The following is a 15,139-nucleotide window of genomic DNA, read 5'->3' as shown; positions in this document are numbered from 1 at the left end:
TAGGAGGGCTCATGGCTACCGGAACCGTGAAGTGGTTCAACGCTGAAAAGGGCTTCGGCTTCATTGCCCAGGAAGGCGGCGGCCCGGATGTCTTCGTCCACTACTCCGCGATCAACGCGTCTGGCTTCCGCTCCCTCGAGGAGAACCAGGCCGTGAACTTCGACGTCACCCAGGGCCCGAAGGGCCCGCAGGCGGAGAACGTCACCCCGGCCTAATAAGCCCCGGGTGGACGATCGCGTTTCTCTAGAGCTGTACCCAAGGAGCCCCGCTCCGTGAGCCCCGCGCCCACGGACCGGGGCTCCTGCCTGTTCCGGGCCCGTTCCGGAGCGCGCCTCCGTACGCTGGACGCATGACCGAACGCAAACCGCCCGGCGTCAGCTTCGAGTCTTTCGTGGACAAGCAGATCCGCGAGGCCACCGAGCGCGGCGAATTCGCCCAACTGCCCGGTTTCGGCAAGCCGCTCGACGACGACACCGCCCCGTACGACGAGATGTGGTGGGTCAAGCGCAAGATGCACCGGGAAGGCATGTCCGCCCTGCCCCCGGCGCTCGCGCTGCGCAAGGAGGCCGAGGACGCCGCCCGGGAGGTCCGGGACGCGGGCTCCGAGGCGCAGGTGCGGCGGGTGCTCGGCGAGATCAACACCAAGATCGTCGAAGCCCTCGCCCGGCCCCCGGCCGGGCCGCCGCTGAACCTGAAGCCGTTCGACGTGGAGGCCGTCGTGGCCGAATGGCGCCGGTCCCACCCCCGTCGCTAGACCGGAAGCCGAGCCTCCGCACCCCGGCCACCCCTTCCCCCCAGGGCAGGGGCCGGAACCGCCATGCCCTCTTCAAGAGTCCTCATCTACCCTGAACCGCGTTCGAATTGACCAGGCATCAGGGCTGGACAGGCTGACCAGGGGGACCGGACCGGCATGAGTGGCGAGAAGGGCAAGAGCGGGAACGCGAGCGAGCGGGGGCTCGGCGGCGTCGGCATGGAGCCGCTGGCGGCCGGGGACCCGCGGGAGATCGGGCCGTACCGGCTGCTCGGGCGGCTCGGGGCGGGCGGCATGGGCCGGGTGTACCTCGCCAGATCGGCGGGCGGCCGCACGGTCGCCGTCAAGGTCGTGCACACCGAGCACGCCCAGGACCCGCAGTTCCGGGCCCGCTTCCGGCGCGAGATCGAGGCCGTACGGAAGGTGGGCGAGCACTACACCGCCCCCGTCCTCGACGCCGACCCGGACGCCGAACGCCCCTGGGTGGCCACCGGCTTCGTCCCGGGCCCCTCCCTCGAACAGGTCGTCCGCGACCACGGGCCGCTGCCCACCGACTCCGTCCTGACCCTCGCCCTCGGCCTGCTGCGGGCCCTCCAGGGCATCCACGGCGCCGGGATCCTGCACCGCGACCTCAAGCCGTCCAACGTGATGCTGACCGTCGAAGGCCCCCGGGTGATCGACTTCGGCATCGCCCGCGCCCTGGAACCCTCCGTCGAGTCGCTGCTCACCAGCACCGGCATGGTCGTCGGCTCGCCCGGCTTCATGGCCCCCGAGCAGGTCCGCGGCGAGTCCCTCGGCCCGGCGGCCGACGTCTTCGCGCTCGGCTGCGTCCTGATGTACGCGGCGACCGGCCGGCTCCCGTTCGGCCACGGCGCCAGCAACCAGCACGCGATCATGTTCCAGATCGTCGAGGCGGAGCCCGCGCTCGACCTGGTCGAGTCGCCCGAGCTGCGCGCCTTCCTGGCCCGCTGCCTGGTGAAGGACCCCGCCGAGCGCCCCGGCATCGCCGCGCTGCTCGCCGACCCGGCGCTGCCCGGCGAGGAGTCCGGGCGCGGCGCCGCCGCGGCCGGGGCCTGGCTGCCGCCCGAGCTGGTGGCGCGCCTCGCCCGGCAGGCCGCCCGGCTGCTCGACGTGGAGGCGCTGAAGGAGGAACTGGAGCGGGAGGCCACCCAGGCGGCCCCCGGTACCGCCACCGCCACCGGCACCGGCACCGGCACGGCGGGCACCCCGGCCGCCACGGACACCGGGACGGTCGGCCTGCTGCCCCAAGGCCCCCAGGGCCCGCAGGGCGCCCCCGGCGGCGCGGCAGGCCCCGGTACGGTCCCGGGCGCGCAGCCCCGCGGCTCCTCCCGGGTCTCGCGGGTGTGGGCGGTGGTCGCCGCCGTGTTCGTCGTCCTCGGCGTCAGCGGCACGGTCGTGAAGCTGATCGACAACGACGCCCACCAGAGCGACCTGGGCGGCGCCCCCAGCGCCTCCACTCCCCCGACCACCACCGGCACCACCGGCACCCCCGGCACGGGCACCCCGGGCACCACCGGCTCCCCCGGTTCCAGCGCCCCGCCCGCCGCGACCACCACGGGCCCGGCGGCCCAGCCGCCCGCCACGGCGGCGAACGGCGGCGCGGGCGGCGGAGGCGGCGCGGGCGGCCTGCCCGCGAGCGGCGGCGGCACGGGCACCGGACCCGGTACGGGCTCCGGCTCGGGCTCGGGCTCGGGCTCCAGTACGGGATCGGGCTCCGGTACGAGCCAGGGCACCGGAACCGGCTCCGCCTCCGGCGGCGGCACCGGCACCACCCGGCCGCCCGCCACCACCCCGCCGAAGCCCCCGGCCAAGACCACCCCGCCGAGCGGCGGCGGCAGCTCCAACAAGGTGCCCTCGGCCTTCGTCGGCACCTGGAAGTACACCGCCCAGTTCAACATCGACCAGCCGACCACGGTGTACATCTACCGGGTCGCGCCCGGCCAGATCGCCGCCAAGATGATCACCGACAGCCAGAGCAGCATCCACTGCGAGTACGTCGCCACGTTCGTCTCGCTCTCCGACGGCGGCAAGCGGCTCAACCTCGGCAGCGGGATCGTGGACCAGGCCCGTTCCGCCACCTTCTGCCAGGACACCGACCCCACGTACTTCGCCCTCGCCACCCCGACCGGCCTGCGCCACTACGTGGGCCCGTCCCACGGGGAGGGCTACCACTACGAGCGCGGCTGAGCCCGGCAGGGCGGGCCCGGCGCGGCCCCGGGCTTCGGCGTACCGTGGTGCGGGAGGACGACCGGACCGTCACCGCGAGGAGGCCCCCGGGTCATGAAGAGCGCCGAGCTTCTCGTCGACGCCCTCGGGCGGGTCCAGGAGGCCGTGCACGAGGCCGTCGAGGGCCTTTCGCAGGACGACCTGGCCGTCCGGGTCGACGACGACGCCAACTCGATCGCCTGGCTGGTCTGGCACCTGACCCGGGTCCAGGACGACCATGTCGCCGACGCCTTCGGCACCGCACAGGTGTGGACCGAGGACGGCTGGTCCGGGCGGTTCGGCCTGCCGTTCCCCGAGCACGCGACGGGTTTCGGCCACACCAGCGACCAGGTCGCCGCCGTCCGCGCCCCCGCCGAGCTGCTCCTCGGCTACTACGACGCCGTCCACGCCCGCACCCTGGAGCACGTCTCCGGGGTGACGGGCCCCGCGCTCGACCGGGTGGTCGACACCCGCTGGAAGCCGCCCGTCACCCTCGGCGTCCGGCTCGTCAGCGTGATCGCCGAGGACAACCAGCACGCGGGCCAGGCGGCGTACGTACGGGGCCTGGTGGAGCGCCGGAAGTAGCCCCGTACCGAGGGATCCGGGCCGGTACGGTCCCGGGGGCGCCCGGTCAATCGGCGCGCGCCTCTCCCTCTCCCGCGTCACACTCCGTGACCGGCACGGGCGCCGACTCGTTGGCCGGGCATGAACCTCTCCAGCACCCCCCGCGCCCTCGTCGCCGCCCTCGCCCTGACCGGCGGCCTCGTCGGCTTCGCCTCCGCCGCCCAGGCGGCCACCCCGGCGGCCCCCGCCGCCCCGACCGCGCCCGACGCCACCGGCTTCGTGCTGAGCCACGAGGGCGAGGACGGCCCGGAGGGCGCGGAGGGCACCGGCGAGGAGCCGGTCGAGTTCAACGAGGACGGCCAGGCCGACCAGACCGAGGACTGACCGCCCCCGTCCCACCCCTGTGACGCATGACGGCCGGACACCACGAGGGCGGTGTCCGGCCGTTCGTCTGCCCCGGCCGTCCCCGCCCCCGCCCCCGTCCCCGAGGTCACTCCTCGTGATCGGAGTGCACGGTCCCGACCAGCGCGTTGATCGCGTCGACGGCGCTGCCGTCGTGGTCGCTGCCCGCCGTGCCGCTGCTGCCGTACTGGAGGTTCGCCGCCCGGTCGACCTCGACGACCGAGTCCGCGTGCGAGTTGTCGATCACCGTGACCAGGCTGCCGCCCGCTGCGGCGGGCGCGGCGCCCGCCGCCGCGGCCGCGATCATCACGGCGACCGTCCCGAGCACCTTGAGCGCGGTCACGCGCCGACCCGCTCGGCAGACTCGGCCGCGGCGGTGTGCGTGGCAGTGCCCGTGTCCGTGTCGTGGTGGCGGGCGATGTTCCGCTCCAGGAGCCGGGTGGAGACGGCGACACCGACCCCGCCGTCCGGGTCGAACGACGGCAGCCGGCCGTCCGCCGCCTTCAGCTCGGTCAGTGCCGAGTCCATCGCCCGGTGCGCGGCGAACAGGCAGGGCGTGCTGTAGATGGCCACGTCGACGCCGAGGTCGGAGAGCTCGGAGAGCGAGAGCCGGGGCGACTTGCCGCCCGCGATCTGGTTGAAGAGCAGCGGCTTGCCGCCGACCACCTCCCGGATCCGCCGGATCCACTCCACGCTCCGCACCCCGTCGACGAGCACGACGTCGGCGTCCGTCGCCGCCAGGCACTCCGCGCGGTGCAGGATGTCGTCCTCGTCCGTGGCGTCCGTCCGGGCCACGACGACCATGTCCCGCCGGGTCTGCAGCACCATGTCGAGCTTGGCCAGGTACTCGTCCAGCGGCAGCACCTGCTTGCCGTCCGCGTGCCCGCAGCGGCGCGGGCGCTTCTGGTCCTCCAGGATCACCCCGGAGGCCCCGATCCGCTCCAGGCCCTCGACGACGTGACAGGCGACCTCGGGGTCGACATAGCCGTCGTCGATGTCGACCAGGAGGTGGTGCCGGGGGAAGGCCCCGCGCAGCCGCTGCACGAACGCCACCATGTCGGGCCAGGCGATGAAGCCGATGTCCGGCAGCCCGTAGTAGGAGGCGGCGAAGCCGAAGCCGGACACGAACATGCCGTCGTAGTGCTCGGCGGCGACGGACGCCGAGTACATGTCGTACACCCCGATCAGCGGGGTGGTGCCGGGCGCGGCGATCCGCGCCCGGAGGTCGTTCCCGTAGCTGCTGCCGTTGCCGTTGCCGTATCCGGTGCCGTTTCCGGTGCCGCCGGGGCTTGCCTTGTCGATCCGAACCACTGCCTGACTCCTCATCAACACGCGGGCGTTTTGCCAAAACAAGATGATTTCGGGAGACAAGCGCGAAGGTCGTATGACGAGTGCTTTACTCACTCTCCAGGCGGACCGGTTTCACCTTCAGCGGGCGAAGGTGTCCTTCTGCACGGCACGGAGGTCCTTGTTCCAGTACGGACCCCGGGACCCCGCGCCTGGACATCACGCTTCCGTCGTCGCCCCGTCCAGGAACCCGCGCACGGCGGCCGGGAGCAGCGGGGACTCCATGAGGTCGTAGTGCGTCGCACCGGGCAGCACGGCCAACTGACAGGCGGGCCGACCGCTGCCGTCCGGACCCGGGTCGCCCTGGCCGCCGCCGAGCAGCGCGAAGAACTCCGCGGCGCGCACCGGGGCGACCGAGTCCGCGTCGGCGAACACCAGCAGGACGGCCGCCGTGATCCCGGCGATCTCGCCGCTCCAGTCGTACGGCCGCTTGATCATCTCGGCGACCTTGCCCACCACCACCGGCCAGTCCTCGACGCGCGGCGCGATCCGCTCGTACAGCTCATACATCGGCGACTGCCGCAGCATCCCGGCCGACTCCTCGCTCATCAGCTCCATCTGCGCCCTGACCTCGGGGTACCAGTCCTCGTTCCGGACCGGTACGGAGATCAGGACGGCCCGGCGGACCAGGGTCGGGTGCTGGATCGCGAGCCGGAGGGCGGCGGCGGCGCCGAGGGAGTAGCCGAGCACGTCGACGGCCGCCAGGCCGAGGTGCTTCACCAGGCCGGCGAGGTCGTCGGCCATCGCCTCCGCCGACATCTCCCGTCCGGCGGCGTCGGGCGTCCGCCCGTGCCCCTGGAGGTCGACGGCGAGCACCCGCCGCCCGGCCCCGACACCGCGCTCGATGAGCGGCTGGAACATCTCCCCCGAGCCGAATCCGCCGTGGAGGACGACGAGCGGCGGGAGCGGGGCGCCGTCGGCGGAGCCGTACTCCTCGTACCAGAGGGAGACCCCGTTGACGTCGACGTAAGGCATGGTGATCGGTCCTCTCACACGAAAGCGGTGGCGCGCACGACGAGGGGTGGACGGCCGGGCCCCCGAAAACTCATCGGTACGCGACCGTCGCCCACACCGTCTTGCCGACACACCGCCGCTTCACCCCCCACCCGGTGGCGAGCGCGGCGACGAGGAGCAGCCCGTACCCGTGTTCGTCCGGCTGCGGGCCGGTGCGCCCGGCGACCTCCGGCTCCCGCTCGGCCCGGGCGTCCGACACCTCGATCCGTACGTGGTCCCCCGCGAGCGAGAGCCGTACCTCGAAGTCCCGCCCGGCCACCCGCCCATGCGTGACCGCGTTGCTCGCCAGCTCCCCCACGACCAGCTCCACGTCCTCGACGACCGCCCCGCCGAGCCCCCAGTCCCGCAGCTGCTGCGCGGCGAGCAAGCGCGCGAGCCTAGCCCCTCGCCGGGTCGCGGACAGCCGTTGCACGAAGGGTTGCGAGAACTCGCCACCAGCAGCCCCGAACTCACTGGTTGGGGTGGTCATTTCCGTCTTCATGGCACCGAGATTGGCGTCACGGTCCTACGCTGACCAGGGGCGACACGACGACGCTGAGTAGCGGTACGAGCACGCCAAAAGGGCGGTACGGATGTCGGGAAACAAAGAGGGCCGGCCGGAACGGCCGTCCGAAGTCGACGGCACGGCGCACCTGTTCAAGGCGCTGGGCAAGATGATCAAGGTGTTCCGGAACAACGCCGGAATGAGCCAGGTGGACCTCGCCGAGGCCACGCACTGTGGCGAGGACCTGATCTCCGCGATGGAACGAGGTGTACGAACTCCGCAGCCGGAGTTCCTGGAGCGGGCGGACCCGGTGCTGGGCGCGGAGGGTGTTCTGCTCGCGGCGGTGGACGACGTACGGGCGGCGTTGGCGCGTGCGCGGGTGCGGCACCCGGACTGGTTCCGGGACTTCGCCGACGAAGAGGCGAAGGCGCTGGCGTTGCACTACTACGAGGTGCAGGCCGTGCCCGGCATCCTGCAGACGGAAGCGTACGCCCGCTATCTCTTCGAGAACCGCCGTCCCATGTTGGAAGAGGCGACGATCGAGAAGCGGCTGGCCGACCGGATCTCCCGACAGTCGCTCTTCGACAAGTGGCCCGCGCCTACGGTCAGCTTCGTCATGGAAGCGGCCGTGCTGCTTCGTCCGTTCGGCGGTCCGAACGTCCACCGCGAACAGTTGCTCCGCATCCTGGACGTGGCCAAGCGACGGACCGTCGAGCTCCAGATCATGCCGCAGGACCACACCGAACACCCCTACCTGGACGGAGCATTCACCCTGCTCACGCCCAAGGGGCGTCGGGAGGTCGCGTACACCGAGATCTACGGGCACGCCCGGCTCATCACAGCGCCGGACGAAGTCCGCCAGTACGCCGAGCGGTATGGGATCATCCGGGCGCGGGCTCTCTCGCCTCGTGAGTCCCTGGTATGGATCGAAAAACTGCTGGGAGAACTATGAACACCGCGGAACTGGCCTGGTTCAAGAGCAGCTACAGCAGCTCCGAGGGCGGCGAGTGCGTCGAGATCGCGTACGACTGGCGCAAGTCCAGCTACAGCAGCTCCGAAGGCGGCAACTGCGTCGAGGTCGCCGCGCACCCCACCACCATCCACGTCCGCGACTCCAAGAACCCCGGCGGCCCGCAGCTGGCCCTCGCTCCCGCCGCCTGGGCCGCCTTCGTGGGCGGCGCGGCGACGGCGTGACGACGAGTCGGCCCGTACGACCCGCTCGACGGCGGGCCGTACGGGCCGACATGTCGTGACGCGCCCGTCAGGTCGGCTCAGGTCACAGACCGCTGCCCGCCAGTCCGGCCACGATGCCGAACCCGGCGGGCAGGAGGTAGGCCGCCCGCGCGGCGGGCTTGTCGCGGAAGCGTTCGAGGAGCGCGGCCGTGACGATGCCGAAGGTCGCGGCGAAGAGCAGGACGTTCATGGAGTCGTACGCGTCCCAGCCGTGGGCGATGAGCGCGGTCGCGGTCATCAGCCCGCCGAACAGGCCCGCGGACGCCAGCACGTCGTCACCCCGGAGCACCTTGCGGGAAGGCTCGCTGCCGTCACGATGACGGAAGCCCTGGAAGATCAGCGCGGCGACCACGACGATCTCCGCGACGGTGGCGATCACTAAAGCAACCATGAACAAGAGCTTCATGCTCCGATTCTCCTCTGCCGGACAAGCGGATTCGTCGCATCTCCAAAGACGGGCAAAGTGAACAACTTCACCTGATGCCCGCTCAACCTCGGACTTCGCGGATACGTCGCCCGCTTGCCGGTCCTTCGGGGGCGCGGGCTAGCCTCGGCGCCATGACCAGCGAGAACTTCGTCCTGTTCGATGTCGACGGCACGTTGATGGACGCCGTCGAGAACCAGCGCAAGGTGTGGCACGAGTGGGCCGCGCGGCACGGACTCGACGGGGACGAGGTGCACGCGGTGGCGCTGCGGACGCGGCCGGTGGAGACCTTCGCGGCCGTCGCGCCGGGGGCGGATCCCGCCGCGTGCCTGGCGCTCCTGCACGCGCTGGAGGACGAGGACGTGCGGACGGGGACGTACGGGGCGTTCGCCGGGGCGGCGGAGCTGCTCGGTGCGCTGCCCGCCGACCGCTGGGCGCTCGTCACCTCGAACTACGAGCACCGGGTGCGGGGGCGGTTCGAGCGGACCGGTCTTCCGATGCCGGCCGTCGTCGTGGACGCGGCGACGGTGAGCGAGGGGAAGCCCGCGCCCGCGCCGTACCTGCGGGCGGCGAAGCTGCTCGGCGCGGACCCGGCGAACTGTCTCGTCATCGAGGACGCGCCGTCCGGCGTACGGTCGGGCCGGGCGGCCGGGATGACCGTGTGGACGGTCAACACGCCCGAGGCGGCGGAGGGTTCGCAGCGCCACTTCGCGACGCTGGCGGAGGCGGCGCCGGGGATCCTGGGGTGGGCGGCGGGTGGCCGGGCGTAGGCCGGGGGCACCCGCCCCTCACACGGTGAGGGCGAGGGCGGCGACGGCGGGGGCCATGTAGATCAGCGGGAAGGGGACGTGACCGTAGGAGCGGGCGCGGACGACGGTGATCACGGCGCCGGTGAAGTAGAGGATCAGACCGATCGCGGCGGCGATGCCGATCGCGGGGACCGCGTACCCGACCAGGAGGCCGATGGCCCCGGCGAGCTTGGCGGCGCCGAGCAGGTTCCAGATGCGGCGCGGCACGCCGTACGCCGCCAGCGGCTCGACGACGAACTTCGCTCCGACGAAGACCGAGACTCCGGAGAACCCGGCCATGAAGGCGGCGACGGCGGTGACGACGGTGGCGGTGGTGGACATCTCGGGCTCCTCGGTGCCGGGCGGTGGCCCGTCCTTCCGACGGGCTCACTGGTCTGACACCGCCCGCGCGGAGCGTGTGACACGGGAGCGAGAATTCTTTTCGGGCCGAGGTGCACGGGCCTCGGTTCAGCGCTTGACGCGGTGGCGGAGGTAGACGATGCCGGAGGCGAGGGGGCGGGACTCGACGCGTTCGAGTTCGACCCGGCGCTCGTCGCGGGCGAAGTACGGGGTGCCGCCGCCGAGGAGCACGGGGCAGACCCGCGCCCGGTACTCGTCGATCAGCCCGAGCCCGGCGACCTGCGCGGCGAGCCCCGCGCCCCCGACCGCGATCTCCCCGTCGCCCGGCTCGGCCCGCCACCGCTCGATCTCCTCGGCGACGCTGCCGGTGGCCAGCCGGGTGTGGTCCCCCACGACCTCCGTGAGCGTCGACGAGAAGACGACCTTCGGCAGCACGTTCCAGAGCCGCGCCCATTCCCGCAGGCCCGGGTCGAAGTCGGTCTCCTCGTCGGCGGTCTCCCAGAACAGCATCGCCTCGTAGAGCCGCCGCCCCATGAAGTGCACCCCGACACCGCGCATCTCGTCGGTGACCAGCCGGAAGATCTCGTCGTCGGGCGTCGTCCAGTCGATCCCGCCGTCGGGCCCGGTGATGAAGCCGTCGAGGGAGACGGCCATCGAGTACGTGACGCTGCGCATGGGGGTGCTCCTGCCTACAGGGGAGGCTGCTGGGCGAGGTCCGCCGTGAAGTTGCTCTGGTGGTTGACGGGCTTGGCGATCAGGCCGTTGTCCTCGGCACTGTCGTCGGCCTCCTCGTCGACACCCTCGGGGAACTCGGGCAGGTCCGGCGAGTCGGGGAACTCCCCCGCACTGTGCGCACCGTCGTGATCCCTCCCCCGCCCCTGATCGAGCCCTCCGTCATCGGCGACTGCGGGCCCGACAACGGCCATGAGCGCGGCACCGGCCAGCGCGGCCACAGCGATCTTCCTGTTCATGAGCTGCTCAACGACCTGCCCCGGGGGGAGGGTGCGCGGGTGTCCGGTGGGGGCCGCCGGGCCGTTTTCCAGGGCTCCACCCCACCGGCAACGCCCAACCCTCACCCCCGACTTCACTCCCACGGACCATCTGGTGCCCCGGCACCCACATGGCCCAAGCTGGCCCCCATGGATCTGTTGCTTCCCCTCCTCTCCACCCTCGTCGGAGCCGCGATCGGGATCGTCACCACGCTCGTCGCGGATCGGAACCGGTGGCGGCGGGAGGACTCCAAGGACGCGCTCCGGCTGCGGATGGAGGTCTACACGCAGTACACGACCGCCGTGAAGGTCCTCGGCGAGACCCTCCAGGCCCTGGCCCGCCGGGAGCACGAGTCCGACGACGAGCGGGCGCTCGCGTTGCGGGAGGCGTTTCGGGAGTCGGGGATAGCCGTCGCCTCCGAGCGGATGTGGCTCATCGCGCCGGAGCCCGTCGTGAAGGCGTCCAACGGGGTCTTCCACTGTCTGCGGCGGATCTGCGACGGGTACGCCGACGGGACCGTCGTCGGCGGCCCCGAGGACCGGGAGCGCTGGGAGGAGCGCGGGATCGAGGCCGCCCGGATGCGCAAGCTGATGCGGGAGGACCTCGGGGTCGGGCCGCTCACCGAGCGGCACAGCGACAGCGTCTGAACGGGCCCCGTCCGGGCCCGCCCCCGAAAGGGCGCGCCCGGACGGGACACCGCGTCGGACCGTCAGCCGTCAGGCGGTCAAGCCATCAAGCCGTCAGACCAGCAGATTCCGGACCAGGAAACGCGTCGCGCTGTCCGCCTCCACCAGCTTGGGCCAGTCCATGTGCAGGCCCGCGTTGGCGTGCAGGGACTTCTCCCGCGAGCCGAACGCGTCGAACAGGGCCAGGGACGCCTCACGCGGGATGCGCTCGTCGTCCCACTGCATGCCGAACTCGACCGGCACCGTGATCCGCCTCGCGTGCTCGATCAGGGCGTCCGGCCACATCAGGCCGAGGGCCGCGGCCCGGATGCGGGGTTCGGCGGCCACCAGCGGGATGCCGACGGCCGTGCCCATGGCGACCCCGGCGAAGCCGACCGGTCCTCCGGGGCCGATCTCCGGGAGCGCCTGGAGGGCGTCCAGGAGTGCGCGGTACTCGGGTACGGCCTGCTCGGCGAGGCGGGCGTTGTACGGCACGACGACCGCCGCGACCGCCGCGGCCGATTCGCCCGCCGCCTGCGCGGCGCGCAGCGCGGCGATGTCCCGCTCGTCCGCCTCGGAGCGCGGACGGTCGCCGTGACCGGGTGCGTCGAGGACGGCCGCGTGGATGCCGTGCCGGGTGAGCAGCCGGGCCCGGCCGATCATCGAGGGGTGCCGCTTGTCGGCGCCGCCGCCGTGGGCCAGCAGCACGAGAGGCGCGGAGCCCGACCCCGTACCGGAGCCGTCACCGGCCGGGGACCAGAGGACGCCGGGGATGTCCCCGTCGGCGCCGCCGAGGAGGAAGTCGCGCTCGATCACGCCGTCCGCCGTCGACTCGGCGGTGAACCGGAACGAGGGCAGCTCGGAAAGCGAGGCGGAAGAGGAGGCCGGAGCGGAAGAGGGAGACTGCGAGGAAAGCTGAGAAGCCATGGTGTGGCCTTTCGGGAGTGCCTGAATGAACGGCGCTCCCGGCGACACCTACGTCAGTCGCCGGCCGTGACGCACAGAGGGAGCACCCACGTCGTTACAGCGTTCACGGGTACCACCTCCTGCGGCAGAGTCACGGTCATCACCCACGTTACGAGCCCGCCCGCCCCCTCGTCCAATCCTTTTCCCACCTACTCTGGCGAGGTGAGCGACATCGTGAGCGGCACCAGCGAGAACGACCTTCCGGCGGTCCTCCAGGCAGTCCTGGACGAGCTCCGCGCGCTCGACGAGCCCAAGGTGCGGGCCGTCAACGAGCGGCACGGCGACGATCACGGGGTGAACCTGACCAAGCTGCGCGCCGTCGCCAAGCGGCTCAAGACCCGGCCCGCGCTCGCCCGCGAGCTGTGGGCGACCGGGGACTCCGCCGCGCGGCTGCTCGCCCTCCTCGTGTGCCGGCCGAAGGGGTACGGGCGGGACGAGCTGGACACGATGATGCGCGAGGCGCGGACGCCGAAGGTGCAGGACTGGCTGGTGGCGTACGTGGTGAAGAAGAGCCCGTACGCCGAGGAGCTGCGGGTCGGGTGGCTCCAGGACCCCGATCCGGCGGTCGCGGCGGCCGGGTGGTCGCTGACCGCCGACCGGGTGGTGAAGAAGCCCGCCGGGCTCGATCTCGACGGGCTGCTCGACACCGTCGAGGCGGAGCTGAAGGACGCCCCGGACCGGCTCCAGTGGGCCATGAACACCTGCCTCGCCCAGATCGGCATCGAGCACCCGGCGCACCGGGCCCGTGCCCTCGCCATCGGCGAGCGCCTCGCGGTCCTCAAGGACTACCCGACGTCCCCCGGCTGCACCTCCCCGTACGCACCCGTGTGGATCGACGAGATGGTCCGCCGGGCCGAGGCCCGGGCCTGAGAGCCCTCAGGCCCGCGCCTCCGCCGCCGCGTCCAGGACGTCGTCCAGCGTCGTCGCCGACATGATCAGCGCCAGGTGGGTGAACGCCTGCGGGAAGTTGCCCAGTTGCTCGCCGCTCGGGCCGATCTCCTCGGCGAACAGGCCGACGTGGTTCGCGTACGTGAGCATCTTCTCGAACGTGAAACGGGCCTGGCGCACCCGGCCCGCGCGCGCCAGCGCGTCCACGTACAGGAAGGTGCACAGGCTGAACGTGCCCTCGTCGCCGCGCAGACCGTCCGGGGAGGCGGCGGGGTCGTACCGGTGGACGAGGCTGTCGCGGACCAGGGTGCGTTCGATGGCGTCGAGGGTGCTCAGCCAGGCCGGGTCGGTGGGGCTGAGCAGCCCCGAGCGGGGCAGGAGCAGCAAGGACGCGTCGAGGACGTCCCCGCCGTAGTACTGCACCAGGGCCTGGCGGCTCTCGCTCCAGCCGCGGCGCATGACCTGGGCATGGATCTCGTCGCGGGCCGCCCGCCAGGTCTCCAGGGCGGCCGGGCGGCCGAACTCCTCCGCGAGCCGCAGCCCCCGGTCGAACGCCACCCACGACATCACCCGGCTGAAGGTGAAGTCCCGCTGCCCGCCCCGGGTTTCCCAGATCCCCTCGTCCAGCGCGTCCCAGGACCTGGCCAGCCAGTCGAGCATCGACGAGACCGCCTGCCAGCCCTGGTGGGTCGGCATGGTGTCCCCCCGCCGCCCCCGCCCGCCACCGCCCCGCCCGCCGCGGTCCTGCGCACCTCTGTCCTGCGCGAGCGCGTACAACGCCTCGCCGTAGATGTCGAGTTGGAGCTGGTCGGCGGCGCCGTTCCCGATCCGTACGGGCGCGGAGCCGCGATAGCCCTCGAACTCGGTCAGGATCTCCTCCGGCAGCCACGGGTCGCCGTCCACCCGGTACATGATCTGCAGCGGCCGCCCGCCGTCGGCCGGTGCCCCGACCCGCTCCTTCACCCGCTCGGTCAGCCAGTCCGTGAACGCCGCCGCCTCCGCCACGAAACCGAGGTCGAGCAGCGCCCGTACGGACAGCGAACCGTCCCTGATCCAGGTGTAGCGGTAGTCCCAGTTGCGCTCGCCGCCGACGAACTCGGGCAGTCCGAGGGTCGCGGCGGCGATCGGCGCGCCGGTCGGCAGGTAGGTCAGCAGCTTCAGGGTGATCGCCGCCCGGTGCACCATGTCGGGCCAGCGGCCCCGGTAGCGCGCGGTGCGCACCCAGCCCTGCCAGAAGTCGACCGCGTCCCACAGGGCCCGTTCGGCCTCGTGGGCCCGGGGCAGCGGCGGGGCGGGCGCGTCGGGGCCCGCGACGGTGAACGACGCCCCCGCGACCGACCCGTACCCGGCTCCTTCCCCCGACCCACCCTTTGGCTCGCCGCCCGCCCCCTCCGTGAGGGTGATGCTGCCGCGCACGTCGTACGGGCCGTCCCGCTCCAGCGGGATGTTGGTCTGCAGGAAGGCGGTCAGGCCGGGCGCGCGGAAGGTCGCCGTGGGGCCTTCGAGGTGGGTGGTGTGCGGGTTGCGGCCGAAGCCGAAGCGCGGGCGGCATTCGAGGGTGAAGGTGACCGTGCCACGGGTGCAGCGAAGGACCCGCAGGACGGTGTGCCGGTCGCTCGGCGTGCCGGTCCGGTCCGGCGGCATCCAGTCGATCAACTCGCCTACTCCGTCGGGGGACATGAAGCGGGTCACGAGCAGCGCCGTGTCCGGGTAGTAGAGCTGCTTCACCGTCACCTCGCGGCCTTCCGCCGCGTCGACGGAGACGCGGAAGTAGCCGCCGCGGTCGTGGTCGAGGAGGGCCGAGAACACTCCGGGCGAGTCGAAGCGCGGCGCCGCGAACCAGTCCACGACGCCCTCGTCCGAGACGAGCGCGCACGTCTGCAGATCGCCGATCAGGCCGTGGTCGGCGATCAGCGGGTACCGCTTCACCCCTCCACTATCGCCCCGCGACCCCACCGTCGCCCCGCGACCAGGGCCCGGCCTGTTCACCCCGTACCCGGCCTGTTCGAGATGACGGGGGTCCGCACCGGGCGGACC

General features: G+C 72.5%; 20 protein-coding genes. 10 read left to right on the top strand and 10 right to left on the bottom strand.

Features of this window, described 5'->3' with window-relative positions; translation table 11 throughout:
• Positions 1-11 precede the first annotated feature (11 nt).
• From ACIPXM_RS01955 to ACIPXM_RS01935, 5 genes are all read left to right on the top strand, one after another.
• A complete protein-coding gene (locus ACIPXM_RS01955) occupies positions 12-215 on the top strand; it encodes a cold-shock protein (RefSeq protein ID WP_401650815.1) in 204 nt (67 codons plus the stop codon).
• Positions 216-349: 134 nt separating this feature from the next.
• Positions 350-754, top strand: a complete 405-nt coding sequence (locus tag ACIPXM_RS01950) for a DnaJ family domain-containing protein (protein ID WP_401650812.1) — start codon at positions 350-352, stop codon at positions 752-754.
• A gap of 156 nt (positions 755-910) precedes the next feature.
• Positions 911-2,959 carry a serine/threonine-protein kinase gene (locus ACIPXM_RS01945; protein ID WP_401650809.1) on the top strand — a complete coding sequence of 683 codons (2,049 nt, stop codon included), beginning with the start codon at positions 911-913 and terminating at the stop codon, positions 2,957-2,959.
• 93 nt (positions 2,960-3,052) lie between these two features.
• Positions 3,053-3,562 (top strand): DUF664 domain-containing protein, encoded by a 510-nt coding sequence (locus ACIPXM_RS01940; protein ID WP_401650806.1) that lies wholly within the window; start codon positions 3,053-3,055, stop codon positions 3,560-3,562.
• A gap of 120 nt (positions 3,563-3,682) precedes the next feature.
• Complete coding sequence (locus ACIPXM_RS01935) at positions 3,683-3,925, top strand: hypothetical protein (protein WP_401650803.1); 243 nt, start codon at positions 3,683-3,685, stop codon at positions 3,923-3,925.
• A gap of 106 nt (positions 3,926-4,031) precedes the next feature.
• On the opposite strand, the gene ACIPXM_RS01930 is transcribed toward ACIPXM_RS01935, so the two are convergent.
• From ACIPXM_RS01930 to ACIPXM_RS01915, 4 genes are all read right to left on the bottom strand, one after another.
• On the bottom strand, positions 4,032-4,286 hold the full coding sequence (locus tag ACIPXM_RS01930; RefSeq protein WP_401650800.1) for a hypothetical protein: 255 nt from the start codon (positions 4,284-4,286) through the stop codon (positions 4,032-4,034).
• The gene (locus ACIPXM_RS01925) at positions 4,283-5,155 is read right to left on the bottom strand and encodes an oxaloacetate decarboxylase (protein WP_401652449.1); all 873 of its coding nucleotides are present in this window, start codon (positions 5,153-5,155) and stop codon (positions 4,283-4,285) included. The genes ACIPXM_RS01930 and ACIPXM_RS01925 overlap by 4 nt, the downstream gene beginning before the upstream one ends.
• A 294-nt stretch (positions 5,156-5,449) precedes the next feature.
• On the bottom strand, positions 5,450-6,265 hold the full coding sequence (locus ACIPXM_RS01920) for an alpha/beta fold hydrolase (protein WP_401650797.1): 816 nt from the start codon (positions 6,263-6,265) through the stop codon (positions 5,450-5,452).
• A gap of 70 nt (positions 6,266-6,335) precedes the next feature.
• Positions 6,336-6,785, bottom strand: a complete 450-nt coding sequence (locus tag ACIPXM_RS01915; RefSeq protein WP_401650793.1) for an ATP-binding protein — start codon at positions 6,783-6,785, stop codon at positions 6,336-6,338.
• 91 nt (positions 6,786-6,876) lie between these two features.
• Between ACIPXM_RS01915 and ACIPXM_RS01910 the strand changes: the two genes are divergently transcribed.
• Both ACIPXM_RS01910 and ACIPXM_RS01905 read left to right on the top strand, forming a co-directional pair.
• Positions 6,877-7,740, top strand: coding sequence for a helix-turn-helix domain-containing protein (locus tag ACIPXM_RS01910; protein ID WP_401650790.1), 864 nt, complete (start codon positions 6,877-6,879; stop codon positions 7,738-7,740).
• Entirely contained in the window at positions 7,737-7,982 is a 246-nt protein-coding gene (locus ACIPXM_RS01905; RefSeq protein ID WP_401650787.1) for a DUF397 domain-containing protein, read from the top strand. The genes ACIPXM_RS01910 and ACIPXM_RS01905 overlap by 4 nt, the downstream gene beginning before the upstream one ends.
• 82 nt (positions 7,983-8,064) lie before the next feature.
• Here ACIPXM_RS01905 and ACIPXM_RS01900 read toward each other — a convergent pair whose 3' ends face one another.
• Positions 8,065-8,427, bottom strand: a complete 363-nt coding sequence (locus ACIPXM_RS01900) for a hypothetical protein (protein WP_401650785.1) — start codon at positions 8,425-8,427, stop codon at positions 8,065-8,067.
• A gap of 152 nt (positions 8,428-8,579) precedes the next feature.
• Between ACIPXM_RS01900 and ACIPXM_RS01895 the strand changes: the two genes are divergently transcribed.
• Positions 8,580-9,215: an HAD-IA family hydrolase gene (locus tag ACIPXM_RS01895; RefSeq protein WP_401650782.1), complete on the top strand. Its 636-nt coding sequence runs from the start codon at positions 8,580-8,582 to the stop codon at positions 9,213-9,215.
• An 18-nt stretch (positions 9,216-9,233) separates the two neighbouring features.
• Here ACIPXM_RS01895 and ACIPXM_RS01890 read toward each other — a convergent pair whose 3' ends face one another.
• From ACIPXM_RS01890 to ACIPXM_RS01880, 3 genes are all read right to left on the bottom strand, one after another.
• On the bottom strand, positions 9,234-9,575 hold the full coding sequence (locus ACIPXM_RS01890) for a DoxX family protein (protein ID WP_401650779.1): 342 nt from the start codon (positions 9,573-9,575) through the stop codon (positions 9,234-9,236).
• Between the two features lie 126 nt (positions 9,576-9,701).
• The gene (locus ACIPXM_RS01885; RefSeq protein ID WP_401650776.1) at positions 9,702-10,268 is read right to left on the bottom strand and encodes a dihydrofolate reductase family protein; all 567 of its coding nucleotides are present in this window, start codon (positions 10,266-10,268) and stop codon (positions 9,702-9,704) included.
• A 14-nt stretch (positions 10,269-10,282) separates the two neighbouring features.
• Positions 10,283-10,564, bottom strand: a complete 282-nt coding sequence (locus tag ACIPXM_RS01880; RefSeq protein WP_401650773.1) for a hypothetical protein — start codon at positions 10,562-10,564, stop codon at positions 10,283-10,285.
• A 168-nt stretch (positions 10,565-10,732) separates the two neighbouring features.
• Between ACIPXM_RS01880 and ACIPXM_RS01875 the strand changes: the two genes are divergently transcribed.
• Positions 10,733-11,230 carry a hypothetical protein gene (locus tag ACIPXM_RS01875; RefSeq protein WP_401650770.1) on the top strand — a complete coding sequence of 166 codons (498 nt, stop codon included), beginning with the start codon at positions 10,733-10,735 and terminating at the stop codon, positions 11,228-11,230.
• Between the two features lie 93 nt (positions 11,231-11,323).
• Here ACIPXM_RS01875 and ACIPXM_RS01870 read toward each other — a convergent pair whose 3' ends face one another.
• Positions 11,324-12,106: a dienelactone hydrolase family protein gene (locus ACIPXM_RS01870; RefSeq protein WP_401652447.1), complete on the bottom strand. Its 783-nt coding sequence runs from the start codon at positions 12,104-12,106 to the stop codon at positions 11,324-11,326.
• A gap of 279 nt (positions 12,107-12,385) precedes the next feature.
• On the opposite strand from ACIPXM_RS01870, the gene ACIPXM_RS01865 reads away from it, so the two are divergent.
• Entirely contained in the window at positions 12,386-13,084 is a 699-nt protein-coding gene (locus ACIPXM_RS01865) for a DNA alkylation repair protein (RefSeq protein ID WP_401652445.1), read from the top strand.
• A 6-nt stretch (positions 13,085-13,090) separates the two neighbouring features.
• Here the strand turns inward: ACIPXM_RS01865 and ACIPXM_RS01860 are convergent, their stop codons facing one another.
• Positions 13,091-15,031, bottom strand: a complete 1,941-nt coding sequence (locus tag ACIPXM_RS01860; RefSeq protein ID WP_401650769.1) for a glycoside hydrolase family 15 protein — start codon at positions 15,029-15,031, stop codon at positions 13,091-13,093.
• Positions 15,032-15,139 lie beyond the last annotated feature (108 nt).

The sequence above is a fragment of the Streptomyces sp. NPDC090025 genome (genome assembly GCF_044748125.1).
Classification (GTDB): domain Bacteria; phylum Actinomycetota; class Actinomycetes; order Streptomycetales; family Streptomycetaceae; genus Streptomyces.
Note: the sequence above shows the minus strand (reverse complement) of the source record. Positions and strands in the feature narration are given on the sequence as shown.